Source organism: Mesorhizobium sp. P3_B5, assembly GCF_056402815.1.
In genome coordinates, this window is record NZ_JBFUGR010000004.1 from 176,241 (window position 1) to 197,254 (window position 21,014).

Here is a 21,014-nt window from a genome sequence, read left to right on the forward strand (position 1 = left end):
CAATCACGGTGATCCATGACTGAGCCTCCGCTGAAAGGCATCCGCGTCATTGAACTGGCCCGCATCCTTGCCGGGCCATGGGCGGGACAGTTGCTTGCCGATCTCGGCGCCGACGTTATCAAGGTCGAGAGCCCGGACGGCGGCGACGACACCCGCAAATGGGGTCCGCCGTTCGTCATGAGCCATGACGGCGAGAACCTGTCGGCCGCCTACTATCATTCCTGCAATCGCGGCAAGCGCTCCATCGCTGTCGATTTCTCGACGCCGGAGGGAGCCGAGACCGTACGCCGGCTGGTGGCGACCGCAGACGTGCTGATCGAGAACTTCAAGCTCGGCGGCCTGAAGAAATACGGGCTCGACCATGACAGCCTGCGCAAGATCAACCCGCGCCTCGTCTATTGCTCGATCACCGGCTTCGGCCAGGACGGGCCGTACGCGCCCCGCGCCGGCTATGATTTCATCATCCAGGCCATGGCCGGCATGATGTCGATCACCGGCGAGGCCGGCCGTGAGCCGCAAAAGGCCGGCGTCGCCATCTCGGACATTTTTACCGGCCTCTACTCGGTCATCGCCATCCAGGCAGCCCTTCGCCATGCCGAGAAGACCGGCGAAGGCCAGCACATCGACATGGCGCTGTTCGACACCCAGATCTCGGCGCTCGGCAACCAGAACCTCAACTATCTGGTCTCCGGCAAATCTCCGGTGCAGATGGGCAACGCGCATATGAACATCGCGCCCTACGAAGTGGTGCCGGTCAAGGACGGCCACATCATCCTGGCGGTCGGCAATGACGGCCAGTTCGCCAAATTCTGCGCCGCCGTCGGGCTCGACGACCTGCCGGCAAACCCCGATTTTGCCACCAATGCGGCCCGCGTCGCCAACCGGGCAAAACTGCGCGAACGCATGATCGAGGCCCTGAAGATTTGGGATCGCGACCCACTGCTGGCAAAGCTGGAAGCGGCAAACGTGCCGGCCGGTCCGATCAACAATATCGGCCAGATGTTTGCCGATCCGCAGACCATCGCCCGCGGCATGCGGCTCGATCTCAACGACGGTCACGGCAATCTTCTGCCCTCGGTGCGCGCGCCGATGGTCATGTCCGGCACACCGCTGGTCTATGAGCGCCCTTCACCGCGCCTGGGCGAACACACCGAAGAGATTCTTGCTGAGCTGGAGAGATCAGAAAAATGAAGACCGGCGGACAACTGATCGTCGACGCGCTCGAAGCCAACGGCACCGACCGCATCTATTGCGTGCCTGGCGAATCCTATCTCGCCGTGCTCGACGCGCTGCACGATTCAGCGATCCGCACCATCGTCTGCCGCCAGGAAGGCGGTGCCGCGATGATGGCTGACTGCCATGGCCGCCTGACCGGCAAGCCCGGCATCTGCTTCGTCACCCGCGGCCCCGGCGCCACCAACGCCTCGGCCGGCATTCACATCGCCATGCAGGATTCGGTTCCCGTCATCCTGTTCATCGGCCAGGTCGCCAGCCACGCCAAGGAACGCGAGGCCTTTCAGGAAGTCGACTATAAGCGCTTCTTCGGCGATATCGCCAAATGGGTGGTCGAGATCGACGACGCCTCGCGTATTCCCGAATTCGTCACCCGCGCCTTCGCGGTGGCGACATCAGGCCGTCCCGGCCCGGTGGTCATCTCGCTGCCGGAAGACATGCTGACAAGCCTGGTCGAAGCACCCGCTGCCTTGCCGCATACGCCCGTCGAAACCCGGCCCGGCGAGGCCGAGCTCGACACGCTGGAAAAGCTGCTCGGCAAGGCCAAGCGGCCCTTCGTCATTCTTGGCGGCACGCGCTGGGATGCAGAAGCCGTCGCGCAAATACGCACGATCGCCGAGGCCTGGTCGCTGCCGGTCRGCTGCTCCTTCCGCCGCCAGATGCTGTTCGATCATCTGCACCCGAACTATGCCGGTGATGTCGGCATCGGCATCAACCCCAAGCTGGCGACGGCGATCAAGCAGGCCGACCTTGTCCTGCTCATCGGCGGCCGCATGGGCGAAATGCCCTCCTCCGACTATACGCTGCTGAAGAGCCCCTACCCCGATCAGACGCTGGTCCATATCCATGCCGATGCCGGCGAACTTGGCCGCGTCTACCGGCCGACGCTGGCGATCAACGCCTCGCCATCCGCCTTTGTCGAAGCCTTTGCCAGGCGCAAGCCTGCTGCGACCCCTTCATGGGCGGACGAGGCGGCAAAGCTGCACGCCGCCTATCTCGACTGGTCGACCCCGCCGGAAAGCGGTCCCGGCTCCGTCCAGATGGGGCCGATCATGAATTACCTGGAAAAGATGCTGCCCGACGACGCCATCCTCACCAATGGCGCCGGCAACTACGCCACCTGGGTGCATCGCTTCCACCGCTTCCGACGCTTCGCCACCCAAGGCGCGCCGACCTCAGGCTCGATGGGTTACGGCACACCGGCGGCGGTTGCCGCCAAAGAGCTGTTCCCGGACCGCGACGTCATCGCCTTTGCCGGCGACGGCTGTTTCCTGATGAACGGGCAGGAATTCGCCACCGCCGTGCAATACGACCTGCCGATCATCGTCATCGTCGTCAACAACGGCATTTACGGCACCATCCGCATGCACCAGGAGCGCGAATATCCCGGCCGCGTCGTCGCCACGGATCTCAAGAATCCCGACTTCGCGGCTTTGGCCCGCGCCTATGGCGGCCATGGCGAGACGGTCGAGAAGACCGCCGACTTCGCACCGGCCTTCGAGCGCGCGCGCGCCAGCGGCAAGCCGGCGATCGTCGAAATCCGGCTCGACCCGGAGGCGATCACGCCGACACGGACCATGACCCAGATTCGTGACAAGGCCTGACGAAACAAAAAGGGGCGGTCGCCCGCCCCTTTTGTCAACTCGTCTTGCGCTACTTCGCCGCCTCGATCTGCCCGCGGATCTCGCCGTCCTTGTTGGCGGCGGTGTGGACATTGACGTAATAGTTGCCGGCCGCCAGGTCGGCGGCCTGCGCGTCGGTCAGCTCGGCCGAACCCTTGATCGGGCTCTTGAGCTTGCCTTTGAACGGGATGACGGGAGGTGCGCTCGCACCCACCGCCGCCGGACCGTGAATATGCGCAGCCGTCGCCGGCCCGCTGAGGCCGGAATATTTGACGTTCCAGCTGAGCTTCTTCTTGGCGGTGTCGAAGGTGAATGTGGCGGTTCCCTTGCCCTTGGTGGTGACAGGCGGGCTCTGTTGGCTGCCATCGAGCGTCGCCTTGTACTTCACAATATCGGCCATGGCCGGCGATGCGAACAGCAGGGCTGTCGAAACAGCGAACGCCGAAAGCACCGGCAAGGATTGAATGTGCATGAAGGACCTCCGTTGGTTGACGCATCCACCGCGGCTCCCCGGCGCGCGGATACTTCACTGCAACGGCTGAACGACGCGATGTATCCCGGCACACGTAGATGTTACCGCAGCGACGAAAAAGGGGCGGTCAGCCGCCCCTTCTTGGATACGTCGAAGCCAACAATCAGACGGCCGCCAGCGCCTGCGTCAGATCGGCGATCAGATCGTCCGGGTGCTCGACACCGATGGACAGTCTGACCGTGGTCTCGAGCACGCCGATGCGCTGGCGCACGTCGAAAGGAATACCCGAATGGGTCATGGCCGCCGGGTGACTGGCCAGCGATTCCGTTCCGCCGAGGCTTACCGCCAGCTTGAATATCTGCAGCCCGTTGAGAAAGGCGAAAGCCGCTTTCTGGCCACCGCGTATATCGAACGAGAACGTCGAGCCGGCGCCGGTGCACTGTGCCCGATAGGCGCGGCCCGCTTGCGTATCCTCGCCCAGGAACGGCAGATAATGCACTTTCTCGACCTTGGCATGATCGCGCAGGAATTCGGCGACCATGCGCGCATTGTCGTTCGCCCGCTCCATGCGGATCGACAGCGTCTCCAGCGAGCGGCCAAGCATCCAGCAGGAATGCGGGTCGAGCTGCGTGCCGATGGCACCGCGCAGCGCCTTGATCGGCTTGGTGACCGCTTTGCTGCCCATGGCAGCGCCGGCGATCAGATCGGAATGGCCGCCGACATATTTGGTCAGCGAATAGACCGAAACATCGGCGCCGTGTTCGATGGGCCGCTGGAACACCGGGCCGAGGAGCGTGTTGTCGCAGACGATGATCGGCGTCGACCCTTGCCCGGCGCCGATCTCGTCGGCGATCCTCCGCATCAGCGCGATATCGACCAGGCTGTTGGTCGGATTTGACGGCGTCTCGATCAGAATGACCGAGACGCGGCCTTTCGCGACGGCAGCTTCGGCAGCCGCGCGCACCGCCGTCTCGTCGACACCATCGGCGAAGCCGACAGCACCGATGCCGAAGCCGGAAAGCGTGCGCGTCAACAGCGTCTCGGTGCCGCCATAGAGAGGCTGCGAATGCAGGATGACGTCGCCAGGGCGGGCATAGGCCAGCAGTGTTGTGGCGATCGCCGACATGCCTGATGAAAACAGGATGCAGGCGTCCGTCCCCTCATAGATCGCCAGCCGGTCCTCGACGATCTCTGAGTTGGGATGGTTGAAGCGCGAATAGACCAGGCCGGACGCCGTGCCGCTCGGCGGTTCCTTGCGGCCGGACGTGTAGTCGAAGAAGTCGCGTCCCTCTTCCGCCGACTTGAACACGAAGGTCGAGGTCAGGAACACCGGTGGCTTGACGGCGCCCTCCGAAAGCTGCGGATCGAAGCCATAGCTCAGCATCAGCGTCTCCGGGTGGAGCTTGTGGTTGCCGATATGGGTTTTCGAAGGGCGTGGCGCGGGCATGGCTTTTTCCTGCTTCTCGAGTGATGTCGCGCGGCAATTTATGCGATCTCCGGCACGCAGTCCTTGCTATTTCCGGGCTGCCATGGCTGCATTTGCGCAACGAATTGCTGAAAGAGCGCAAAAATGCAGCAGAAGATAGCCGACGATTTCGACCGCAAGATCCTGCATGAACTGCGGGCCGACGCGCGCATCACCAACAACGAGCTTGCCGAGCGCATCGGTCTGTCGCCGTCGCCTTGCCTGAGACGCGTGCGGCGGCTGGAGGAAACCGGAATTATCCGAGGCTACACCACGTTGATCGATCCCGCCGCCTTCGGCTGGAGCATGGTCGCCATCGCCACCGTTCGGCTCGGCCGCCAGAACGAGGACGAGATCGTCATGTTCGAGGACGCGATCCGCGGCTGGGAAGAGGTGCTGGAATGCCACCTCGTCACTGGATCGCGCGACTATGTGCTGAAAGTGGTGACGGGCAGCCTCGAACAGTATGAGCGCTTCATCAAGGAAAAGATCGCGCGGCTGAAATGCGTCGCCTCGATCGAGACCAGCTTCGTCATGAACACGATAAAGGAACGGCGCCTCTGACAATGCATGTCGCCCAAAAGTGTGCAGCGGTTTTGGGGCAACGACATGCATCAAACAAAGAAAAAGAGCGGTTCTTTCGAACCGCTCTTGACCGTTCTCAACATCAGATACTGGCGAACCAGGCTTATTTGATCGCCTTGTCGGTGATGGCGGTCGTATAGGCGCCGGTCGGCTCCTTGGTGATGATCTTCTGGTCGAGCAGCGCCTTGGCGGTGCGTTCGTAGGTCGCCGGATCGAGCTTGCCGTCGGCATTGTCGACCAGCTTGGCGACTTCGCCCATCATGCGCTTCTGGTGGTTCTCGTCCTGGCCGCCATTGTCCATGACGATGCCTGCCGCCTCGTCACTGTTGTCGACGGCGTATTTCCAGCCCTTCATCGACGCGCGCACGAAACGCACCATCTTGTCTTCGAAGGCCGGATCCTTGAGCTTGTCTTCCGAGGCATAGAGCCCGTCTTCAAGCAGATCGTTGCCCATGGCCGAGTAGTTGAACACCGTCAGCTGATCCGGCTTGTAGCCAGCGTCGATCAGCTGCCAGTACTCGTTGTAGGTCATGACCGAGATGCAATCCGCCTGCTTCTGGATCAGCGGCTGCACGTCAAAGCTCTGCTTCAGCACGGTGACGCCATCGGCGCCGCCTTCGGTCTTCAGGCCAAGCTTGTTCATCCAGGCATAGAACGGATATTCGTTGCCGAAGAACCAGACGCCGAGCGTGTGGCCCTTGAAGTCGGCTTCGGTCTTGATCGGGCCGTCCTTCGGGCAGACCAGCTCCATGCCGGCCTTCTTGAACGGCTGCGCGATGTTGACCAGCGGCACGCCCTTTTCGCGTGCGGCCAGTGCGCCGCCCATCCAGTCGACGATCACGTCGGCGCCACCACCGGCAATCACCTGCTCGGGCGCAATGTCGGGACCGCCCGGCTTGATGTCGACGTCGAGGCCTTCGGCTTCATAAAAACCCTTGGCCTTGGCGACATAGTAGCCGGCGAACTGGGCCTGCGTGACCCACTTCAGCTGCAACGTCACCTTGTCGGCGGCCATTGCCTGGAACGCGGCAAGCGACATTGCGCCGGCCAGCATCGGAATAATCAGTTTTTTCATGTTTTTACCCTCTGAAGTTAACACCCTAAACCCACCGCCCCTATCCACCACGGACAGAGGGATGCCAAAACGTGACGGCTCTCTCGAAAAGAGCGACCACGCCATAAAAGACCGAACCCGCAAGTGCTGCAACTGCGATTTCGGCCCAGACCATGTCGATGTTCATCCGCCCGACCTCGGTCGAAATACGGAATCCCATGCCGACCACCGGCGTACCGAAGAACTCGGCGACGATGGCGCCGATCAGCGCCAGCGTCGAGTTGATCTTCAGCGCGTTGAAGATGAAAGGAGCGGCGGCCGGCAGCCTGAGCTTGAACAACGTCTGCCAGTAGCCGGATGCATAGGTGCGCATCAGGTCGCGCTCCATGTGGCCGGAGGCGGTAAGCCCGGCGACCGTGTTCACCAGCATCGGGAAGAAGGTCATGATGATGACCACCGCCGCCTTGGACTGCCAGTCGAAGCCGAACCACATGACCATGATCGGCGCCACGCCGATGATCGGCAGCGCCGAGACCATGTTGCCGATCGGCAGCAGGCCGCGGCGCAGGAACGGCACGCGGTCGGCAGCGATTGCCACGAGGAACCCTGTGCCGCTGCCGACGATATAGCCGAAAATTACCGCCTTGAAGATCGTCTGCCGGACATCGGCGGCCAGCACCGGCAGCGAACCGGCGATGCGCGCGCCGATTGCGCTAGGCGGCGGCAGCAGGATGAAGGGGATGCCGGCGCCACGTGTAATCGCTTCCCAGAGTATCAGGATCCAAGCGCCGAAGATGGCCGGGATGATCAGGCGAAGTGCCGTCTTCGCCCAATTCGCGACAGGGCGCAGGGACGACAACACCGCCACGCAGCGCCATCCCAGAAGCCACGCTGCGGCGAGCACCAGGAAATACGGCGACAGTGCCGTGCCTTCGAACCCGTTTATGCCCGTGATCAACAGCCAGGCGGTGAGATGCGCGCCAACGAACAGCACCAGAGCTTCAACTATGGCCGGCAGCTTGGTCATCGAGACAAACGCTGCGATCACAAGCAGGCCGTAAATCAGGCCCTTCGTCACCAGGTAGGGATAATCGAAAGACGCCTCGGGTTGCGCCAACGCCGCCGCTTCCGGCTTCGACATCGCGCCGAGCGCGATGGCAATCAGACACAACGCAATCGCCAATACCGCTTGCCAGGAGGGCTTCAGCCAGTTCATGCCGGCCTCCCGCCCATGGCGCGGTCGACGATGCGCCCGGCAATGCCGACCACCATGACCAGCAACGCCGCCACCACCGAACCGGCAACCAGCGTCGACCAGATATCGATGGATTGGCTGTAATAGGCGCCGGCCAGCAGCTTGGCGCCAATGCCGGCGACAGCACCCGTCGGCAGTTCGCCGACAATGGCGCCGACCAGGCTCGCCGCCACAGCCACCTTCATCGAGGTGAACAGGAACGGCACCGAAGCCGGCGCCCGCAATTTCCAGAAGGTCTGCGAACCGCTGGCATTGTAGGTGTGCATCAGGTCGAGATGCATGATCTCGGGCGAGCGCAGCCCCTTCACCATGCCGACGGCCACTGGGAAGAACGACAGATAGGTCGAGATCAGCGCCTTCGGGATCAGCCCGCTAATGCCGATCGCCCCCAGCACGACGATGATCATCGGCGCCACCGCCAGGATGGGAATGGTCTGCGAGGCGATGATCCACGGCATCAGGCTGCGATCGAGCGTCGCCACATGCACGATGCCCACCGCAATGATGATGCCGAGCGCGGTGCCGAAAGCGAAGCCCAGCAGCGTCGACGACAGCGTCACCCAGGCATTGTAGACAAGACTGCGGTTCGAGGTGATGGGCCGCAGAAACGTGTTCTCGAAAAAGCTCACCGCCACCTGGTGCGGAGCCGGCAGCGTCGGCTTCGGCTGCGTCAGGGTCTTGCCGATGAGTTCGCTGAAGGTGGAGGTCTCATTGGCACGTCGGTCCAGATCGCGCTGGAACGGTGCGTTGAGGATGACGGCCATGACGTACCAGAGCACGACCACGCCCAAGAGGATCGAGATCACGGGGATGAGCTTGTCGCGGAAGGTGTCCATCTAGCGGGCCTCGCCGGCAAGGTGCCCGCCCCACGCAACGCGGGCGGCCCACCACGCCTTCGTCATCCTAGGGCGAAGCAGGCGCGAAGCGGCCTGCGCAGACCCTAGGATCCATGCCGTGACGTTGGCCGAAGGGTCAAAACGGTTGAGAATACCCAGCAAGCACGACGTCGCGGAAGGTGGTGTATTCTGCACCGTTGCGGGGCGCGAAGGTAACGGCATGGATCCTAGGGTCTGCGCCGCGTCGCTTCGCTCCTTGCTTCGCCCTAGGATGACGAAGGCATGGTTGGCCGCTCCCTCGTGAGGCGGAGGCAGAAGCCCGGTCTGCATCCCCTCAATCATCGTAGCTATGCCCTGCCCGCAGCCCGTCGCGCACGCGCGCTGCGATCGCCAAAAACTCCGGCGTCTCGCGGATGTCGAGCGGCCGCTTCTTCGGCAGCGTCGATTCGATGATGTCGCTGACCCGGCCCGGCCGCGGCGACATGACGACGATGCGTGTCGACAGATAGACCGCCTCGGGAATGGAATGGGTGACGAAACAGATGGTCTTGTTGGTCCGCTCCCAAAGTTCCAGCAACTGTTCGTTGAGATGGTCGCGCACGATCTCGTCAAGCGCGCCGAACGGCTCGTCCATCAGCAAGAGGTCGGCATCGAAGGCGAGCGCCCGGGCGATCGAGGCGCGCTGCTGCATGCCGCCGGAAAGCTGCCAGGGATACTTCTTCTCGAAGCCTGAGAGGTTGACGAGGTCGAGCGTGCGCTTGATGCGCTCCGCCTGCTCGCTCTTGGTGAGGCCGATGATTTCCAGCGGCAGCGCCACATTGCGCTCGATCGTGCGCCACGGGAAAAGGGCGGCAGCCTGGAAGACATAGCCGTAGGCGCGTTTTTCACGCGCCTGCTCGGGCGTCATGCCGTTGACCGAGATCGTTCCCGAGGTCGGTTTCTCCAGGTCGGCGATGACGCGCAGCAAGGTGGTCTTGCCGCAGCCGGACGGACCGATGAAGGAGACGAATTCACCCTTGCCGATGGTCAGGTCAACATTGGACAGCGCCTGCACCGGACCGTCATTGGTCTGGAAGGTCAGGCCGAGTTTGCTTGCCGAAACGACGGCTGGCGAAGTCCCTGTCATCGGCTGCAGCCTGCCGTTTCCCGCCGCTGCGGCGCAGACTGAAATCCGATTGATTTTGCCCCGGTGTTGCTTTCCACTCGCCTTGCCCCATCAGATAGACGCCCGGAGTTACCCCGATGTCGCCCAAACCCACCTGTCATCTTATCCGCCCTGAAAGCACTTACCAAGGTAAGCAGGGATTGACCTATTTCGCCGGCATCGCCACGGAGTCGGTCGGCTCCTCCGGCATCTGCATGCATGTGCTCACCATGCCGCCCGGCGCCCGCGCCAAGGCGCATCTGCATGAGAACCATGAAACCGCGATCTACGTGCTCTCCGGCGAAGTCCATACCTGGTATGGCGATCGGCTCGAGAACCACATCATCGTCAAGGCCGGCGACCTCTTCTACATTCCCGCCGGCGTACCGCATCTGCCGGCCAATCTGAGCAACGCCCCGTCCTCGGCCGTCATTGCCCGCACCGATCCCAACGAACAGGAAAGCGTCGTCCTGCTGCCGGAGCTGGATGCGCTGGTCGCGTGAGGCCGGCGCCGGGGCAGAAGCCGTCACCGGCATCGGGACACTTCCCCCATGACATTGCCGTCCGCATCGGTGATCACCAGTTTCTTGGCGTTCTTCGGGCTGCGTTTGACGGTAAACTCGGTTGGCGACTGGCCGTCTTCGCCTTCCGCTTCGCACTGCGCCTTGATGGTAAGCGAGCCATCAGGTTTCGCCTGCTTGTCGCTAAAGGTGCAGGCGCTGGCCGCGGTGATCAAATCGGTGTCGGTGAGCAGCAGCATATCCTCGGCGTAGACTTCCTGGCCGTTCTTGTTGATGCAGCCGGACTTGTTGCCATAGGGCTTGGACAGGTCGATCGCCGCCGCCGAAGCCGAGCCCGCCGCCAGCACGACAATCATCGAAATGGACAGACCAAAACCGCGCAAGCTCATCCCCCTGGTGCCCAAATTCACAAACATGATTGCAATGGCCCCATTTCTTCAAGGCCGGGAATGGTGACGAAGAAGCCGTCCTCACCCCTATTGGTGACCACAATTGTTTCGGCCGTCGTCCCCGCCTCGCCCTCCGCGGAACAGGTTGCATCAAGCGATTGGGCGCCCGGCACCGACGTCAATTGCTGCTCGAACCGGCAACCGCTGCCATAGGTTTCGATGCCTTCGGCGGTCAGAACGATATAGGCGTCGCTGTCCTGATAACCGGCTTTGACGCCGGCACAGCCAACATCGTTGCCCCAGGAGCCAGCCAGCACGCCAGCCGCACTTGCCGGACTGGCGGCCATGGTTGCTACCACCAGTGAGATGAGCGCCGCCTTGCTGGCCAAGCTCAAACCCCGGTCGCCGGAATGCCTGTACGCTCGACCTTGCGCGGCGCGGAAATTTCCTTCCAGGTCGACAGCGCCCGGTTGACCGCTGCATTCGGCTCACGGGCAACGAACTCGCCATGGCCGGGCTTGGCCTTGACCTCGGCCTCCTGGATCGACAGTTCGCCCCGCGAGAACACAAAGCGCGGCAGGCCGGTCACCTCGAAACCCTCGAAGACGTTGTAGTCGATCACCGACTGCTGCTTCTTGGCCGAAATCTTCTTCTTGCGCTTGGGGTCCCAGACGACGAGGTCGGCGTCCGCGCCTTCGACGATGGCGCCCTTCTTCGGATACATGTTGAGGATCTTGGCGATGTTGGTCGAGGTCACCGCGACGAACTCGTTCATCGTCAGCCGGCCGGTGTTGACACCCGTCGTCCACAGCACCGGCATGCGGTCCTCGAGCCCGCCGGTGCCGTTCGGGATCTTGGTGAAGTCGCCGACGCCGTTGCGTTTCTGCTTGGTGGTGAAAGCGCAATGGTCGGTCGCCACCACTTGCAGCGACCCCGCCTGCAGGCCGGCCCACAGCGAATCCTGGTGCGATTTGTTGCGGAAGGGCGGGCTCATCACGCGGCGTGCCGCATGGTCCCAGTCCTTGTTGAAATACTCGCTCTCGTCGAGCGTCAGATGCTGGATCAGCGGCTCGCCGAAGACACGCATGCCTTTCTGGCGCGCCCGGCGAATGGCTTCATGCGCCTGCTCGCAGGAGACATGCACGATATAGAGCGGCACGCCGGCCATGTCGGCGATCATGATGGCACGATTGGCCGCCTCGCCTTCCACTTCCGGCGGCCGCGAATAGGCGTGTCCCTCCGGCCCATTGTTGCCCGCGGCCAAGAGCTTTTGCGACAGAGCGGCGACCACGTCGCCATTCTCGGCATGCACCAGCGGCAGCGCGCCGAGGTCGGCACAGCGCTGGAACGACGCGTACATCTCGTCGTCGTCGACCATCAGCGCGCCCTTGTAGGCCATGAAATGCTTGAACGAGGTGATGCCTTTGTCGACGACGGTCGCCATCTCGTCGAACACCTGCTTGCCCCACCAGGTGATCGCCATGTGGAAGGAATAATCGCAGGCAGCCTTCGAGGTCTTGTTGTCCCACATCTGCAAGGCTTCGAGCAGCGATTGCTGCGGCGACGGCAGGCAGAAATCGACCACCATCGTCGTGCCGCCGGCAAGGGCCGCGCGGGTGCCGGATTCGAAATCGTCGGCAGAATAGGTGCCCATGAACGGCATTTCGAGATGGGTGTGCGGATCGATGCCGCCGGGCATGACGTAGCAGCCGGTGGCGTCGAACTCATGGTCGCCATGCAGGTCCGGTCCGATGGCGATGATCTTGCCGTGCTTGAACAGCACGTCCGCCTTCCAGGTGCGGTCGGCGGTAACGACGGTGCCGTTCTTGATGACTTTCGACATTTTCTTGTTCCCCTGTTCTCTTCGCGCTTCTTTGCGAGCGGCGTTGGAATCCAGATTTCTAGCTCACTCCACGATGATGGCCGTCTCCACCACCGCATGGAACAGCACGTCGGCACCGGCCGACGCCCATTCCTTGGAGATGTCCTCGGCCTCGTTGTGGCTGAGACCGTCGACGCAGGGGCACATCACCATGGCCGTGGGCGCAACGCGATTGATCCAGCAGGCGTCGTGGCCGGCGCCGGAGACGATGTTGCGGTGGGAATAGCCAAGCCGGTCGGCGGCATCGCGGATCGCCTTGACGCAGCCAGCATCGAAGGTGACCGGGTCGAAATGGCCGACCTGTTCGATCTTGTACAGGATGTCGAGCGCCTCGCAGATCGTGTCGATGCCCTCGCGGATGCGGCCATCCATGGCGTCCAGCACTTCCTTTTCCGGCGAGCGTATGTCGACGGTGAAGACGGTGCGGCCGGCGATGATGTTGCGCGAGTTCGGAAAGACTTCCATGTGGCCGACCGCACCAACGGCGTCGGGCTGGTAGTCCATGGCGATCTCGTGCACCAGCTCGATCACCCGCGCCATGCCAAGCCCTGCATTGCGGCGCTTGGGCATCGGCGTCGAGCCAGTATGCGCCTCCTTGCCGGTCAGCGTCACCTGCAGCCATTTCAGCCCCTGGCCGTGGGTGACGACGCCGATGTCGATGCCTTCGTCCTCGAGGATCGGCCCTTGCTCGATATGCAGCTCGAAGAAGGCGTGGATCTTGCGATCGCCGACCTTCTCGGTGCCTTTCCAGCCGATGCGCTCCAGCTCCTCGCCGAATTTCTTGCCCTGCTTGTCGACATGTTGGTAGACGTCGGCTTGGTCGAGCACGCCGGCGAAAACGCCGGACGCCATCATCGCCGGGGCAAAGCGCGAGCCTTCCTCATTCGTCCAGTTGGTGACGACGATCGGATGTTTCGTCTTGATGCCTAGATCGTTGAGCGAGCGCACCACTTCCAGCCCGCCCAGCACGCCGAGCACACCGTCATACTTGCCACCGGTCGGCTGCGTGTCGAGATGGCTGCCGACATAGACCGGCGGCAGGCTGGGGTCGGTGCCTTCCCTGCGGGCAAACATCGTGCCCATCTCGTCGAGGCCCATTTCGAGCCCCGCTGCTTCGCACCAGCGCTTGAACAGATGCCGCCCCTCGCCGTCCTCGTCGGTCACGGTCTGGCGATTGTTGCCGCCGGCAACGCCGGGGCCGATCTTCGCCATCTCCATGATGGAATCCCACAAACGGTCTGAATTGATTCGCAGATTCTCGCCGGGTGCGGCCATTCAAGATCCTCTCATTTCATTCACGCAAAAGGCGGCGGTTCCCGACGCCGCCCTTTGCCCGGTCAAGTTTTAGTCGACCGCTCGCAGCACTTCACGCACATGGTCGATCAGTTCGTTGATCTGGCCCTTGGTGATGATCAGCGGCGGCGACAGCGCGATGATGTCGCCGGTGGTGCGGATCAGTGCACCGCGCTCGAACGCCTTGACGAAGGCCGAGAAGGCCCGCTTCGTCGGTTGCCCGGCAATCGGCGCTAGCTCGATCGCCCCGATCAGGCCGATGTTCCTGATGTCGATGACGTTCGGCTCGCCCTTCAGCGAATGCAGCGCGTCCTCCCAATAGGGCGCCAGTTCCTCGCCGCGGGTCAGCAAGCCCTCTTCCTTGTAGGTATCGAGCGTGCCGAGCGCCGCCGCGCAGGCGATCGGATTGCCCGAATAGGTGTAACCGTGGAAGAACTCGATCATGTGCTCGGGGCCGGTCATGAAGGCGTCGTGGATCTCCTTCTTGACGAACACCGCGCCCATCGGGATGACGCCGTTGGAAACGCCCTTGGCGGTGGTCATGATGTCGGGCGTGACACCGAAATAGTCGGCGGCGAACGGCGTGCCGAGGCGGCCGAAACCGGTGATGACCTCATCGAAGATCAGCAAAATGCCATGCTTGGTGCAGATTTCGCGCAGCTTCTGCAGATAACCCTTCGGCGGCAGGATGACACCAGTGGAGCCGGCGACCGGCTCGACGATGACGGCCGCGATGGTCGAGGCGTCATGCAGCGCGACGATGCGCTCGAGCTCGTTGGCCAGCTCCGCGCCATGTTCGGGCACGCCCTTGGTGAATGAGTTTTTCTCCGGCAGATGCGTGTGCGGCATATGGTCGACGCCGCCGAGCAGCGTGCCGAACATCTTGCGGTTGCTGACGATGCCGCCGACCGAAATGCCGCCGAAATTGACGCCGTGATAGCCGCGTTCGCGACCGATCAGGCGCGTGCGCGCGCCTTCGCCCTTGGCGCGATGATAGGCGATTGCCATCTTCAGCGCGGTGTCGACCGATTCCGATCCGGAATTGGTGAAGAAGACATGGTCCATGCCCTTAGGCGCGATGTCGACCAGCCGATTGGCCAGTTCGAACACGATCGGATGGCCCATCTGGAAGGCCGGCGCATAGTCGAGCTCGGCCGCCTGGTGCTGGATCGCCTCGGTGATCTTCGGCCGGCAGTGGCCGGCATTGACGCACCAGAGACCCGCTGTGCCGTCCAGCACCTTGCGACCGTCGCTGGTCGTGTAATGCATGTCCTTGGCGGACACCATCATGCGTGGTGCCTGCTTGAACTGCCGGTTTGCCGTGAACGGCATCCAGAATGCGCTGAGATCGTTCGGCGTGACTTTCAGCCGGTTGGACATGACCAAGACTTCCCCTTGTAACCTGTTTCGCTGCGGCCAACGCTTGGTCTTTGTTGCGATTTCGTGCTACGCAAATTTTTGACCGATTGGACAAACGTTAGCACCGCCCTGTCGGCGGTCAAGGGATTACTAGCGGAAATGCGGCATCTGAAGTGCGCTCCACAGGTCAGAGAAAAACTGGTCCAGAGAATTGGTCCAGATGACCCTCCAAGCCAAGGGCTGCCGGGGTGAGCACCGATATGGAAGTCCCCGCCCCGCGCCGCACCCGCATCCAGCAGGAAAAGCGCGAGCTTATCCTAGAGGCGGCGCTCGAGGTCTTCTCCACCAATGGCTTTCGCGGCTCCACCATCGACCAGATCGCCGAGGCCGCCGGCATGTCGAAGCCAAACCTGCTTTATTATTTCCGCCGCAAGGAAGACATCCACGAAACGCTGATGGAGCGGTTGCTCGCGACCTGGCTGGCGCCGCTGCGCGAATTGGACGACATCGGGGATCCGCTGACCGAACTGCGCAGCTACATAAGGCGCAAGCTCGAAATGGCGCGCGATTTTCCCAGGGAAAGCCGGCTGTTCGCCAACGAGATCCTGCAAGGCGCGCCGCGCATCATGCCGCTGCTGGAAGGCGAACTAAAGACGCTGGTCGACGAGAAGGCTGGAGTGATCAAGGGCTGGATGCGCGCTGGCAAGATCGCCAAGACCGATCCCTGGCACCTGATCTTCTCGATCTGGGCAACGACCCAGCATTATGCCGATTTCGACGTCCAGGTCCGCGCCGTGCTCGGCGCCGACCGCGGCGGCGACGGCCGCTTCGAGGATGCCGCGAGGTTTCTCGAACAGTTGTTCATCGACGGGCTGAAGCCGAAGGGCTGACAGTTCAGGCGCTGCGCCGCTCGACGGGCAGCGCGTCCACCAATGCCTGCAGCTTGGCGATCGAGTTCTGCTCGGCGAGCGGCGTGTAGACGATCAGCTTCATGTCCGAGCCGTCGTCGATCGACAGGCTCATATGTTCGAAGGTCATGGCGCCCGCGCTCGGATGCCGGACATGCTTCACCCCCGACAATCGGCGCGCCACGTCGCGTTGCGGCCACCAGTCGCGGAACTCCGGGCTCGAGCGCGTCATCAACGCGATCAGCCGTTCGAAATCCGCATCGCCGACATAGCGGGCGCTTTCCGCCCGGAACGAGGCCAGCACGGTGCGCGCCAGCTGCTCCCAGTCGACCAGCAGGCGCCGGTGGTGCGGATTGGTGAACACCATGTGGACGATGTTGCGGGCGTCGCCCTCCAGCAGGCCATAGTCGCCGAACACCGCTACAGCCGCCGGATTCCAGGCCAGCACATCCCAGCGCCGTCCCACGACATAGGCCGGCTGCAGCACCAGGCTTTGCAGCATATGCAGTAACGGACCGTCGACCTTTTCCGGCGCAACAGTGCGACGCTCCGGCAACTGACGGCCGGCGAGAATGAACAGATGCCGCTTCTCGGCCGCGTCCAGGCGCAGCGCCTCGCTGAGCGCCGCCAGCACCTCCACCGACGGCCGGACCTCACGCCCTTGCTCCAGCCAAGTGTACCAGGTGGTGCCGACGCCGGCGATCATCGCCACTTCTTCGCGCCGCAGCCCTGGCGTGCGCCGCCGCATGCCGGTCGCAATGCCGGTGGCCGACGGCGTCAGCCTTTCGCGGCGCGAGCGCAGGAAGGCGCCAAGCTCGCGCCGGCGACTGTCTTCGGCGGAATGCGACGGGGACTCCATGAGCCTATTATAGCAGTATTGATACCAGGATAAAGTTTGAACTGTTTGCGACGCGCCGAGCGCTCCATCTTCATGCTCGGAGCGATGGAGGCTCAGAGCATGGACCTGAAAGACAAGACAATCCTCATCACCGGATCGACCGACGGCGTCGGCCGCGTCGTCGCGCAAAGGCTCGGCGCCGGCGGCGCCCACGTCCTCGTGCACGGCCGTGATGCGACGCGCGGCCAGGCAGTCGTCGCCGAAATCGAAGCCGCCGGCGGCAAGGCCGAGTTCCTCGCCACCGATCTTTCTTCGTTGGCCGAAGTGCGCCGCCTCACCGAGGCCGTGCGCGGGAAAACCAGTCGGCTCGACATCCTCATCAACAATGCCGGCATCGGCACCGCCGGCGCCAAGCGACAGGTCAGCGCCGACGGCTACGAGCTGCGCTTTGCCGTCAATTATATCGCCGGCTTCCTGCTGACCACGGAGCTTCTGCCGTTGCTCAGGTCCAGCGCGCCTTCGCGCATCATCAACGTCGCTTCTGCCGGCCAGCAGGCGATCGATTTCGGCGATGTCATGCTGACCCGCTCCTATGATGGCGTGCGAGCCTACTGCCAGAGCAAGCTGGCGCAGATCCTGTTCACCATCGACCTGGCCGAGCAGCTGAAAGGCACCGGCGTTACCGTCAACGCTTTGCACCCGGCCAGCTACATGAACACCACCATGGTCCGCCAGGCCGGCGTCACGCCATGGAGTTCGGTCGAGACCGGCGCCGACGCCATCCTCAACCTTGCCACCTCATCAGCGCTCGAAGGGCGCAGCGGCCTCTATTTCGACGGCCTGAAGGAATCCCGCGCCGATGCGCAAGCCTACGACGCCAAGGCCAGACAGCAATTGCGCGATTTGAGCCTGGACCTGGTCGGCCTTGCCTCCCCTGCATCGAAGGAACAGCATTCATGACCAAGACAATCCAGCACACCGTCATCGTCGGCGGCTCATCCGGCATCGGCCTGGCGACCGCGCGAAAACTGCTTGGCCCTGAGATGAAGGTGACCATCACCGGCCGCAACCAGGACAAGCTCACCAGCGCCTGGAAGAGCCTTGGCGGCGCTGCCGAGAAGACTGCCTTCGACGCCGCGAAGCCGGACGAGGTGCGTCGATTCTTCGATGGCCTCGGCCCCTTCGATAATCTCGTTCTGGCGGCGAGCGGCGGCAAGGGGCTTGGTCCATTCGCAAGCCTCGACCTCGCCGACATCGGCGGCGGCGTCGACGAGAAAGTCCGGCCGCAGCTGTCCTGCCTGCAGGCCGCTTTGCCGACCTTGAAAAAGGGCGGCTCGGTGACCTTCATTTCGGCGGTATCGGCACAACTGTCGGCGCCCGGAGTCGCCGGCATTGCCGCCGTCAACGGCATGCTGTTGACCGTGGTGCCGATCCTTGCGGTGGAGCTCAAACCGCTGCGCGTCAATGTCGTCGCGCCCGGCGTCATCGACACGCCATGGTGGGATTTCCTTCCCGAAGAGCAGCGGCAGTCGGTGTTCCGCGACTATGCCGGCAAGACCCCGGTCGGCCGCGTCGGCCGCGCCGAGGACGTCGCCGATGCCATCGCCTTCCTGGTCTCAAATGGTTTCGTCACCGGCCAGGTGCTGACCTGCGACGGCGGCCTGCGATTTGCGGCGTGATGGACATTGGCGGCTGCCCGGAGGCCGCCGCCAATGTTGAACAATCAGGCGGCCTTGGCAGCCGGCATCGGATGGATGGCGTGGAACGGGATGCACAGCCGGTTCCAAATGTTGATCATGCCGAGCGCGACCGACAGCTTGACCAGTTCCTCCTCGGAGAAATGCTCGAGCGTGCTGGCATAGAGCGCGTCCGGCACACCGTTGCCGGCGATCAACGTCACCGCCTCGGTCCAGGCGAAGGCGGCGCGCTCGCGCTCGGAAAACAGCGGCGATTCCTTCCAGGCCGAGACGAGATAGAGCCGCTGCTCGGTCTCGCCGTCGCGACGCGCCTCGCGGCTGTGCATCTCGACGCAATAGGAGCAGCCATTGATCTGCGACGCCCTGAGCTTGATCAGGTGCAGCAGGCCCGCCTCGAGCCCGCATTCGTCCACCGCCTTGTTGAGCGCCGATACCGCCTTCATGATTTCCGGCGCCTTGGCAAAGAATTGCAGTCTCTGTTTCATCGTCTTTCCTTTCACGTCTGTCTGGCGGGGGTCTAAACTTGCTTGGTCGAAGCGGATTTCTGCGGCCGCTGATGGCGGGCGACAAAGGCACAGCTTGCGGCAATCGATCGCGGATCGCCTTCCGCCTGGTAAGTTGCCACGATGTCGGACAACCGGGTTTCAGCGAGAGCGGCGCGATAGGCACGCTCTGCTTTGAGCATCGCGGCGTTGATGCCGCACAGCTTCACATAGGCCGAAGCATCGAGCTTGACCGGCCCGTTGCGGCGAATCTCGCCGCAGCGAAAGGCCGGCTCACGCCCTTCTACCGCAAGCACGATATCGAGCAGCGTGATCCGCTCTGCCGGCCGCGCCAGCCGGTAGCCGCCGGACGGACCCGGCACCGATTCCAGGATGCGCGCCGCCGTGAGCTGGTTGAGATGCTTGAGCAGATAGCTCGGCGACAGGCCGAAGCACTCCGCCAAGGCTGCGCCCGGCATGGTGCCGTTGCCCTCCACGCTGGCCAGCGTAGCCGCACAATGGATGGCCGCTTCGACGCCTTCGCCCAGCTTCATGGTGTTGATCTCCAATTCATGGATAGTTCTTATCGTGGATAATTTTTATCTGCAATAGGAAAATGAAAAACGGCGCCCGAAGGCGCCGCTTTTTCGTAGAATGCCGTACCCTATTCCGCAGCCACCTTGGCCATCGGGTTGTTCGGGTGCGTCGTCCAGTTGGCATAAATCGGCGACACCGGCTTGCCGGTGCGCTGGTCCATGGCGCCGACCGCCAGCGGTTCCATGGTGATGCAGTTCTCGACCGGGCAGACATTGACGCACAGATTGCAGCCGACGCATTCGGCCTCGATCACTTCAAAGTGCCTGACACCATCGACCATGTTGGTGATCGCCTGATGCGAGGTGTCCTCGCAGGCGATGTGGCAGCGGCCGCATTTGATGCAGGCGTCCTGGTCGATATGCGCCTTGGCGATGTAGTTGAGGTTGAGATACTGCCAGTCGGTGACGTTGGGCGTGGCACGTCCGATGATGTCGTCGAGCGAGGCATGGCCCTTCTCGTCCATCCAGTTTTCCAGGCCGGCGATCATCTCCTGCACGATCTTGAAGCCGTAGGTCATCGCCGCGGTGCACACCTGCACATTGCCGGCGCCGAGCGCCATGAATTCGGCAGCATCCCGCCAAGTGGTGATGCCGCCAATGCCGGAGATCGGCAGGCCGTGGGTCTCCGGATCACGGGCGATCTCGGCCACCATGTTCATGGCGATCGGCTTCACCGCCGGACCGCAATAGCCGCCATGCGAGCCCTTGCCGTCGATGGTCGGCTCTGGCGCAAAACTGTCGAGATTGACGCCGGTGATCGAATTGATGGTGTTGATCAGCGATACCGCGTCGGTGCCGCCGGAGAGTGCGGCGCGCGCCGGCTTGCGCACATCGGTGATGTTGGGCGTCAGCTTGGTGATGACAGGCATACGGGTGTTGGCCTTGCACCAGCGCACCACCATTTCGATATATTCCGGCACCTGGCCGACGGCGGCACCCATGCCGCGCTCCGACATGCCGTGCGGACAGCCGAAATTGAGCTCGATGCCGTCGGCCTCGGTCTCCTCGACCACCGGCAGGATCGCCTTCCAGCTTTCCTCGACGCACGGCACCATCAGCGAGACGACGATGGCGCGGTCGGGCCAATCCTTCTTGACCTGCTTGATCTCGCGCAGATTGACCTGCAGGTCGCGGTCGGTGATCAGTTCGATGTTGTTGAGCCCGAGCAGGCGGCGGTCCGCGCCCCAGATCGCGCCATAGCGCGGGCCGTTGACATTGACCACCGGCGGGCCTTCTTCGCCCAGCGTCTTCCACACAACACCACCCCACCCCGCCTTGAAGGCACGGATGACATTATAGGCCTTGTCGGTCGGCGGCGCCGAGGCCAGCCAGAATGGATTGGGCGATTTGATACCGACGAAATTGTTGCGGATGTCTGCCATG

At 63.0% G+C, this 21,014-nt stretch carries 22 protein-coding genes; 7 read left to right on the forward strand and 15 right to left on the reverse strand.

The window, feature by feature from the left end; translation table 11 throughout:
• Positions 1-15 precede the first annotated feature (15 nt).
• Complete coding sequence (locus tag AC1DVW_RS12990; protein WP_477323550.1) at positions 16-1,191, forward strand: CaiB/BaiF CoA transferase family protein; 1,176 nt, start codon at positions 16-18, stop codon at positions 1,189-1,191.
• Positions 1,188-2,837, forward strand: coding sequence for a thiamine pyrophosphate-binding protein (locus AC1DVW_RS12995; RefSeq protein ID WP_477323552.1), 1,650 nt, complete (start codon positions 1,188-1,190; stop codon positions 2,835-2,837). The genes AC1DVW_RS12990 and AC1DVW_RS12995 overlap by 4 nt, the downstream gene beginning before the upstream one ends.
• Before the next feature lie 49 nt (positions 2,838-2,886).
• On the opposite strand, the gene AC1DVW_RS13000 is transcribed toward AC1DVW_RS12995, so the two are convergent.
• Both AC1DVW_RS13000 and AC1DVW_RS13005 read right to left on the reverse strand, forming a co-directional pair.
• The gene (locus AC1DVW_RS13000; RefSeq protein WP_477275044.1) at positions 2,887-3,327 is read right to left on the reverse strand and encodes a CHRD domain-containing protein; all 441 of its coding nucleotides are present in this window, start codon (positions 3,325-3,327) and stop codon (positions 2,887-2,889) included.
• A 163-nt stretch (positions 3,328-3,490) separates the two neighbouring features.
• A complete protein-coding gene (locus AC1DVW_RS13005; protein WP_477323554.1) occupies positions 3,491-4,774 on the reverse strand; it encodes a cystathionine gamma-synthase family protein in 1,284 nt (427 codons plus the stop codon).
• Positions 4,775-4,897: 123 nt separating this feature from the next.
• Here AC1DVW_RS13005 and AC1DVW_RS13010 point away from each other — a divergent pair, with 123 nt between their 5' ends.
• Positions 4,898-5,356, forward strand: a complete 459-nt coding sequence (locus AC1DVW_RS13010) for an Lrp/AsnC family transcriptional regulator (protein WP_477323556.1) — start codon at positions 4,898-4,900, stop codon at positions 5,354-5,356.
• 124 nt (positions 5,357-5,480) lie between these two features.
• Here AC1DVW_RS13010 and AC1DVW_RS13015 read toward each other — a convergent pair whose 3' ends face one another.
• From AC1DVW_RS13015 to AC1DVW_RS13030, 4 genes are all read right to left on the reverse strand, one after another.
• Positions 5,481-6,452 (reverse strand): ABC transporter substrate-binding protein, encoded by a 972-nt coding sequence (locus AC1DVW_RS13015; RefSeq protein ID WP_477323558.1) that lies wholly within the window; start codon positions 6,450-6,452, stop codon positions 5,481-5,483.
• 40 nt (positions 6,453-6,492) lie between these two features.
• Complete coding sequence (locus AC1DVW_RS13020) at positions 6,493-7,647, reverse strand: ABC transporter permease (RefSeq protein WP_477323560.1); 1,155 nt, start codon at positions 7,645-7,647, stop codon at positions 6,493-6,495.
• The gene (locus AC1DVW_RS13025; RefSeq protein ID WP_477323561.1) at positions 7,644-8,522 is read right to left on the reverse strand and encodes an ABC transporter permease; all 879 of its coding nucleotides are present in this window, start codon (positions 8,520-8,522) and stop codon (positions 7,644-7,646) included. The genes AC1DVW_RS13020 and AC1DVW_RS13025 overlap by 4 nt, the downstream gene beginning before the upstream one ends.
• Positions 8,523-8,856: 334 nt before the next feature.
• Complete coding sequence (locus AC1DVW_RS13030; RefSeq protein ID WP_477323563.1) at positions 8,857-9,648, reverse strand: ABC transporter ATP-binding protein; 792 nt, start codon at positions 9,646-9,648, stop codon at positions 8,857-8,859.
• A gap of 116 nt (positions 9,649-9,764) precedes the next feature.
• Here AC1DVW_RS13030 and AC1DVW_RS13035 point away from each other — a divergent pair, with 116 nt between their 5' ends.
• Complete coding sequence (locus AC1DVW_RS13035) at positions 9,765-10,169, forward strand: cupin domain-containing protein (RefSeq protein WP_477275051.1); 405 nt, start codon at positions 9,765-9,767, stop codon at positions 10,167-10,169.
• A 23-nt stretch (positions 10,170-10,192) separates the two neighbouring features.
• Here the strand turns inward: AC1DVW_RS13035 and AC1DVW_RS13040 are convergent, their stop codons facing one another.
• From AC1DVW_RS13040 to aptA, 5 genes are all read right to left on the reverse strand, one after another.
• A complete protein-coding gene (locus tag AC1DVW_RS13040) occupies positions 10,193-10,603 on the reverse strand; it encodes a hypothetical protein (protein ID WP_477323565.1) in 411 nt (136 codons plus the stop codon).
• The gene (locus AC1DVW_RS13045; RefSeq protein ID WP_477323567.1) at positions 10,594-10,965 is read right to left on the reverse strand and encodes a hypothetical protein; all 372 of its coding nucleotides are present in this window, start codon (positions 10,963-10,965) and stop codon (positions 10,594-10,596) included. The genes AC1DVW_RS13040 and AC1DVW_RS13045 overlap by 10 nt, the downstream gene beginning before the upstream one ends.
• Positions 10,966-10,967: 2 nt before the next feature.
• The gene (gene hydA, locus AC1DVW_RS13050) at positions 10,968-12,419 is read right to left on the reverse strand and encodes a dihydropyrimidinase (RefSeq protein WP_477323569.1); all 1,452 of its coding nucleotides are present in this window, start codon (positions 12,417-12,419) and stop codon (positions 10,968-10,970) included.
• Positions 12,420-12,482: 63 nt separating this feature from the next.
• Positions 12,483-13,733: a Zn-dependent hydrolase gene (locus tag AC1DVW_RS13055; protein ID WP_477244511.1), complete on the reverse strand. Its 1,251-nt coding sequence runs from the start codon at positions 13,731-13,733 to the stop codon at positions 12,483-12,485.
• A 69-nt stretch (positions 13,734-13,802) separates the two neighbouring features.
• Positions 13,803-15,131, reverse strand: a complete 1,329-nt coding sequence (aptA, locus tag AC1DVW_RS13060) for an omega-aminotransferase AptA (RefSeq protein ID WP_477244509.1) — start codon at positions 15,129-15,131, stop codon at positions 13,803-13,805.
• A 239-nt stretch (positions 15,132-15,370) separates the two neighbouring features.
• On the opposite strand from aptA, the gene AC1DVW_RS13065 reads away from it, so the two are divergent.
• Complete coding sequence (locus tag AC1DVW_RS13065) at positions 15,371-16,000, forward strand: TetR family transcriptional regulator C-terminal domain-containing protein (protein WP_477323570.1); 630 nt, start codon at positions 15,371-15,373, stop codon at positions 15,998-16,000.
• A gap of 4 nt (positions 16,001-16,004) precedes the next feature.
• Here AC1DVW_RS13065 and AC1DVW_RS13070 read toward each other — a convergent pair whose 3' ends face one another.
• Positions 16,005-16,877: a helix-turn-helix transcriptional regulator gene (locus AC1DVW_RS13070; protein ID WP_477323572.1), complete on the reverse strand. Its 873-nt coding sequence runs from the start codon at positions 16,875-16,877 to the stop codon at positions 16,005-16,007.
• A 99-nt stretch (positions 16,878-16,976) separates the two neighbouring features.
• Between AC1DVW_RS13070 and AC1DVW_RS13075 the strand changes: the two genes are divergently transcribed.
• A complete protein-coding gene (locus tag AC1DVW_RS13075) occupies positions 16,977-17,816 on the forward strand; it encodes an SDR family NAD(P)-dependent oxidoreductase (RefSeq protein WP_477323574.1) in 840 nt (279 codons plus the stop codon).
• Positions 17,813-18,535 carry an SDR family oxidoreductase gene (locus AC1DVW_RS13080; protein WP_477275069.1) on the forward strand — a complete coding sequence of 241 codons (723 nt, stop codon included), beginning with the start codon at positions 17,813-17,815 and terminating at the stop codon, positions 18,533-18,535. Before AC1DVW_RS13075 ends, AC1DVW_RS13080 begins: the two co-directional genes overlap by 4 nt.
• Before the next feature lie 44 nt (positions 18,536-18,579).
• Here AC1DVW_RS13080 and AC1DVW_RS13085 read toward each other — a convergent pair whose 3' ends face one another.
• From AC1DVW_RS13085 to preA, 3 genes are all read right to left on the reverse strand, one after another.
• Positions 18,580-19,038: a carboxymuconolactone decarboxylase family protein gene (locus AC1DVW_RS13085; protein WP_477244501.1), complete on the reverse strand. Its 459-nt coding sequence runs from the start codon at positions 19,036-19,038 to the stop codon at positions 18,580-18,582.
• 32 nt (positions 19,039-19,070) lie between these two features.
• A complete protein-coding gene (locus tag AC1DVW_RS13090) occupies positions 19,071-19,589 on the reverse strand; it encodes an RrF2 family transcriptional regulator (RefSeq protein WP_477275071.1) in 519 nt (172 codons plus the stop codon).
• A 110-nt stretch (positions 19,590-19,699) separates the two neighbouring features.
• Positions 19,700-21,013 (reverse strand): NAD-dependent dihydropyrimidine dehydrogenase subunit PreA, encoded by a 1,314-nt coding sequence (gene preA / locus AC1DVW_RS13095; RefSeq protein ID WP_477244497.1) that lies wholly within the window; start codon positions 21,011-21,013, stop codon positions 19,700-19,702.
• Position 21,014: the final 1 nt, after the last annotated feature.

What these genes read in the sequence shown, in the direction of transcription:
- AC1DVW_RS12990 (WP_477323550.1), top strand. Translation starts at nt 16, where the DNA reads ATGACTGAGCCTCCGCTGAAAGGCATCCGCGTCATTGAACTGGCCCGC.
- AC1DVW_RS13000 (WP_477275044.1), bottom strand. Translation starts at nt 3,327, where the DNA reads ATGCACATTCAATCCTTGCCGGTGCTTTCGGCGTTCGCTGTTTCGACA.
- AC1DVW_RS13005 (WP_477323554.1), bottom strand. Translation starts at nt 4,774, where the DNA reads ATGCCCGCGCCACGCCCTTCGAAAACCCATATCGGCAACCACAAGCTC.
- AC1DVW_RS13010 (WP_477323556.1), top strand. Translation starts at nt 4,898, where the DNA reads ATGCAGCAGAAGATAGCCGACGATTTCGACCGCAAGATCCTGCATGAA.
- AC1DVW_RS13015 (WP_477323558.1), bottom strand. Translation starts at nt 6,452, where the DNA reads ATGAAAAAACTGATTATTCCGATGCTGGCCGGCGCAATGTCGCTTGCC.
- AC1DVW_RS13020 (WP_477323560.1), bottom strand. Translation starts at nt 7,647, where the DNA reads ATGAACTGGCTGAAGCCCTCCTGGCAAGCGGTATTGGCGATTGCGTTG.
- AC1DVW_RS13025 (WP_477323561.1), bottom strand. Translation starts at nt 8,522, where the DNA reads ATGGACACCTTCCGCGACAAGCTCATCCCCGTGATCTCGATCCTCTTG.
- AC1DVW_RS13030 (WP_477323563.1), bottom strand. Translation starts at nt 9,648, where the DNA reads ATGACAGGGACTTCGCCAGCCGTCGTTTCGGCAAGCAAACTCGGCCTG.
- AC1DVW_RS13035 (WP_477275051.1), top strand. Translation starts at nt 9,765, where the DNA reads ATGTCGCCCAAACCCACCTGTCATCTTATCCGCCCTGAAAGCACTTAC.
- AC1DVW_RS13040 (WP_477323565.1), bottom strand. Translation starts at nt 10,603, where the DNA reads ATGTTTGTGAATTTGGGCACCAGGGGGATGAGCTTGCGCGGTTTTGGT.
- hydA (WP_477323569.1), bottom strand. Translation starts at nt 12,419, where the DNA reads ATGTCGAAAGTCATCAAGAACGGCACCGTCGTTACCGCCGACCGCACC.
- AC1DVW_RS13055 (WP_477244511.1), bottom strand. Translation starts at nt 13,733, where the DNA reads ATGGCCGCACCCGGCGAGAATCTGCGAATCAATTCAGACCGTTTGTGG.
- aptA (WP_477244509.1), bottom strand. Translation starts at nt 15,131, where the DNA reads ATGTCCAACCGGCTGAAAGTCACGCCGAACGATCTCAGCGCATTCTGG.
- AC1DVW_RS13065 (WP_477323570.1), top strand. Translation starts at nt 15,371, where the DNA reads ATGGAAGTCCCCGCCCCGCGCCGCACCCGCATCCAGCAGGAAAAGCGC.
- AC1DVW_RS13070 (WP_477323572.1), bottom strand. Translation starts at nt 16,877, where the DNA reads ATGGAGTCCCCGTCGCATTCCGCCGAAGACAGTCGCCGGCGCGAGCTT.
- AC1DVW_RS13075 (WP_477323574.1), top strand. Translation starts at nt 16,977, where the DNA reads ATGGACCTGAAAGACAAGACAATCCTCATCACCGGATCGACCGACGGC.
- AC1DVW_RS13080 (WP_477275069.1), top strand. Translation starts at nt 17,813, where the DNA reads ATGACCAAGACAATCCAGCACACCGTCATCGTCGGCGGCTCATCCGGC.
- AC1DVW_RS13085 (WP_477244501.1), bottom strand. Translation starts at nt 19,038, where the DNA reads ATGAAACAGAGACTGCAATTCTTTGCCAAGGCGCCGGAAATCATGAAG.
- AC1DVW_RS13090 (WP_477275071.1), bottom strand. Translation starts at nt 19,589, where the DNA reads ATGAAGCTGGGCGAAGGCGTCGAAGCGGCCATCCATTGTGCGGCTACG.
- preA (WP_477244497.1), bottom strand. Translation starts at nt 21,013, where the DNA reads ATGGCAGACATCCGCAACAATTTCGTCGGTATCAAATCGCCCAATCCA.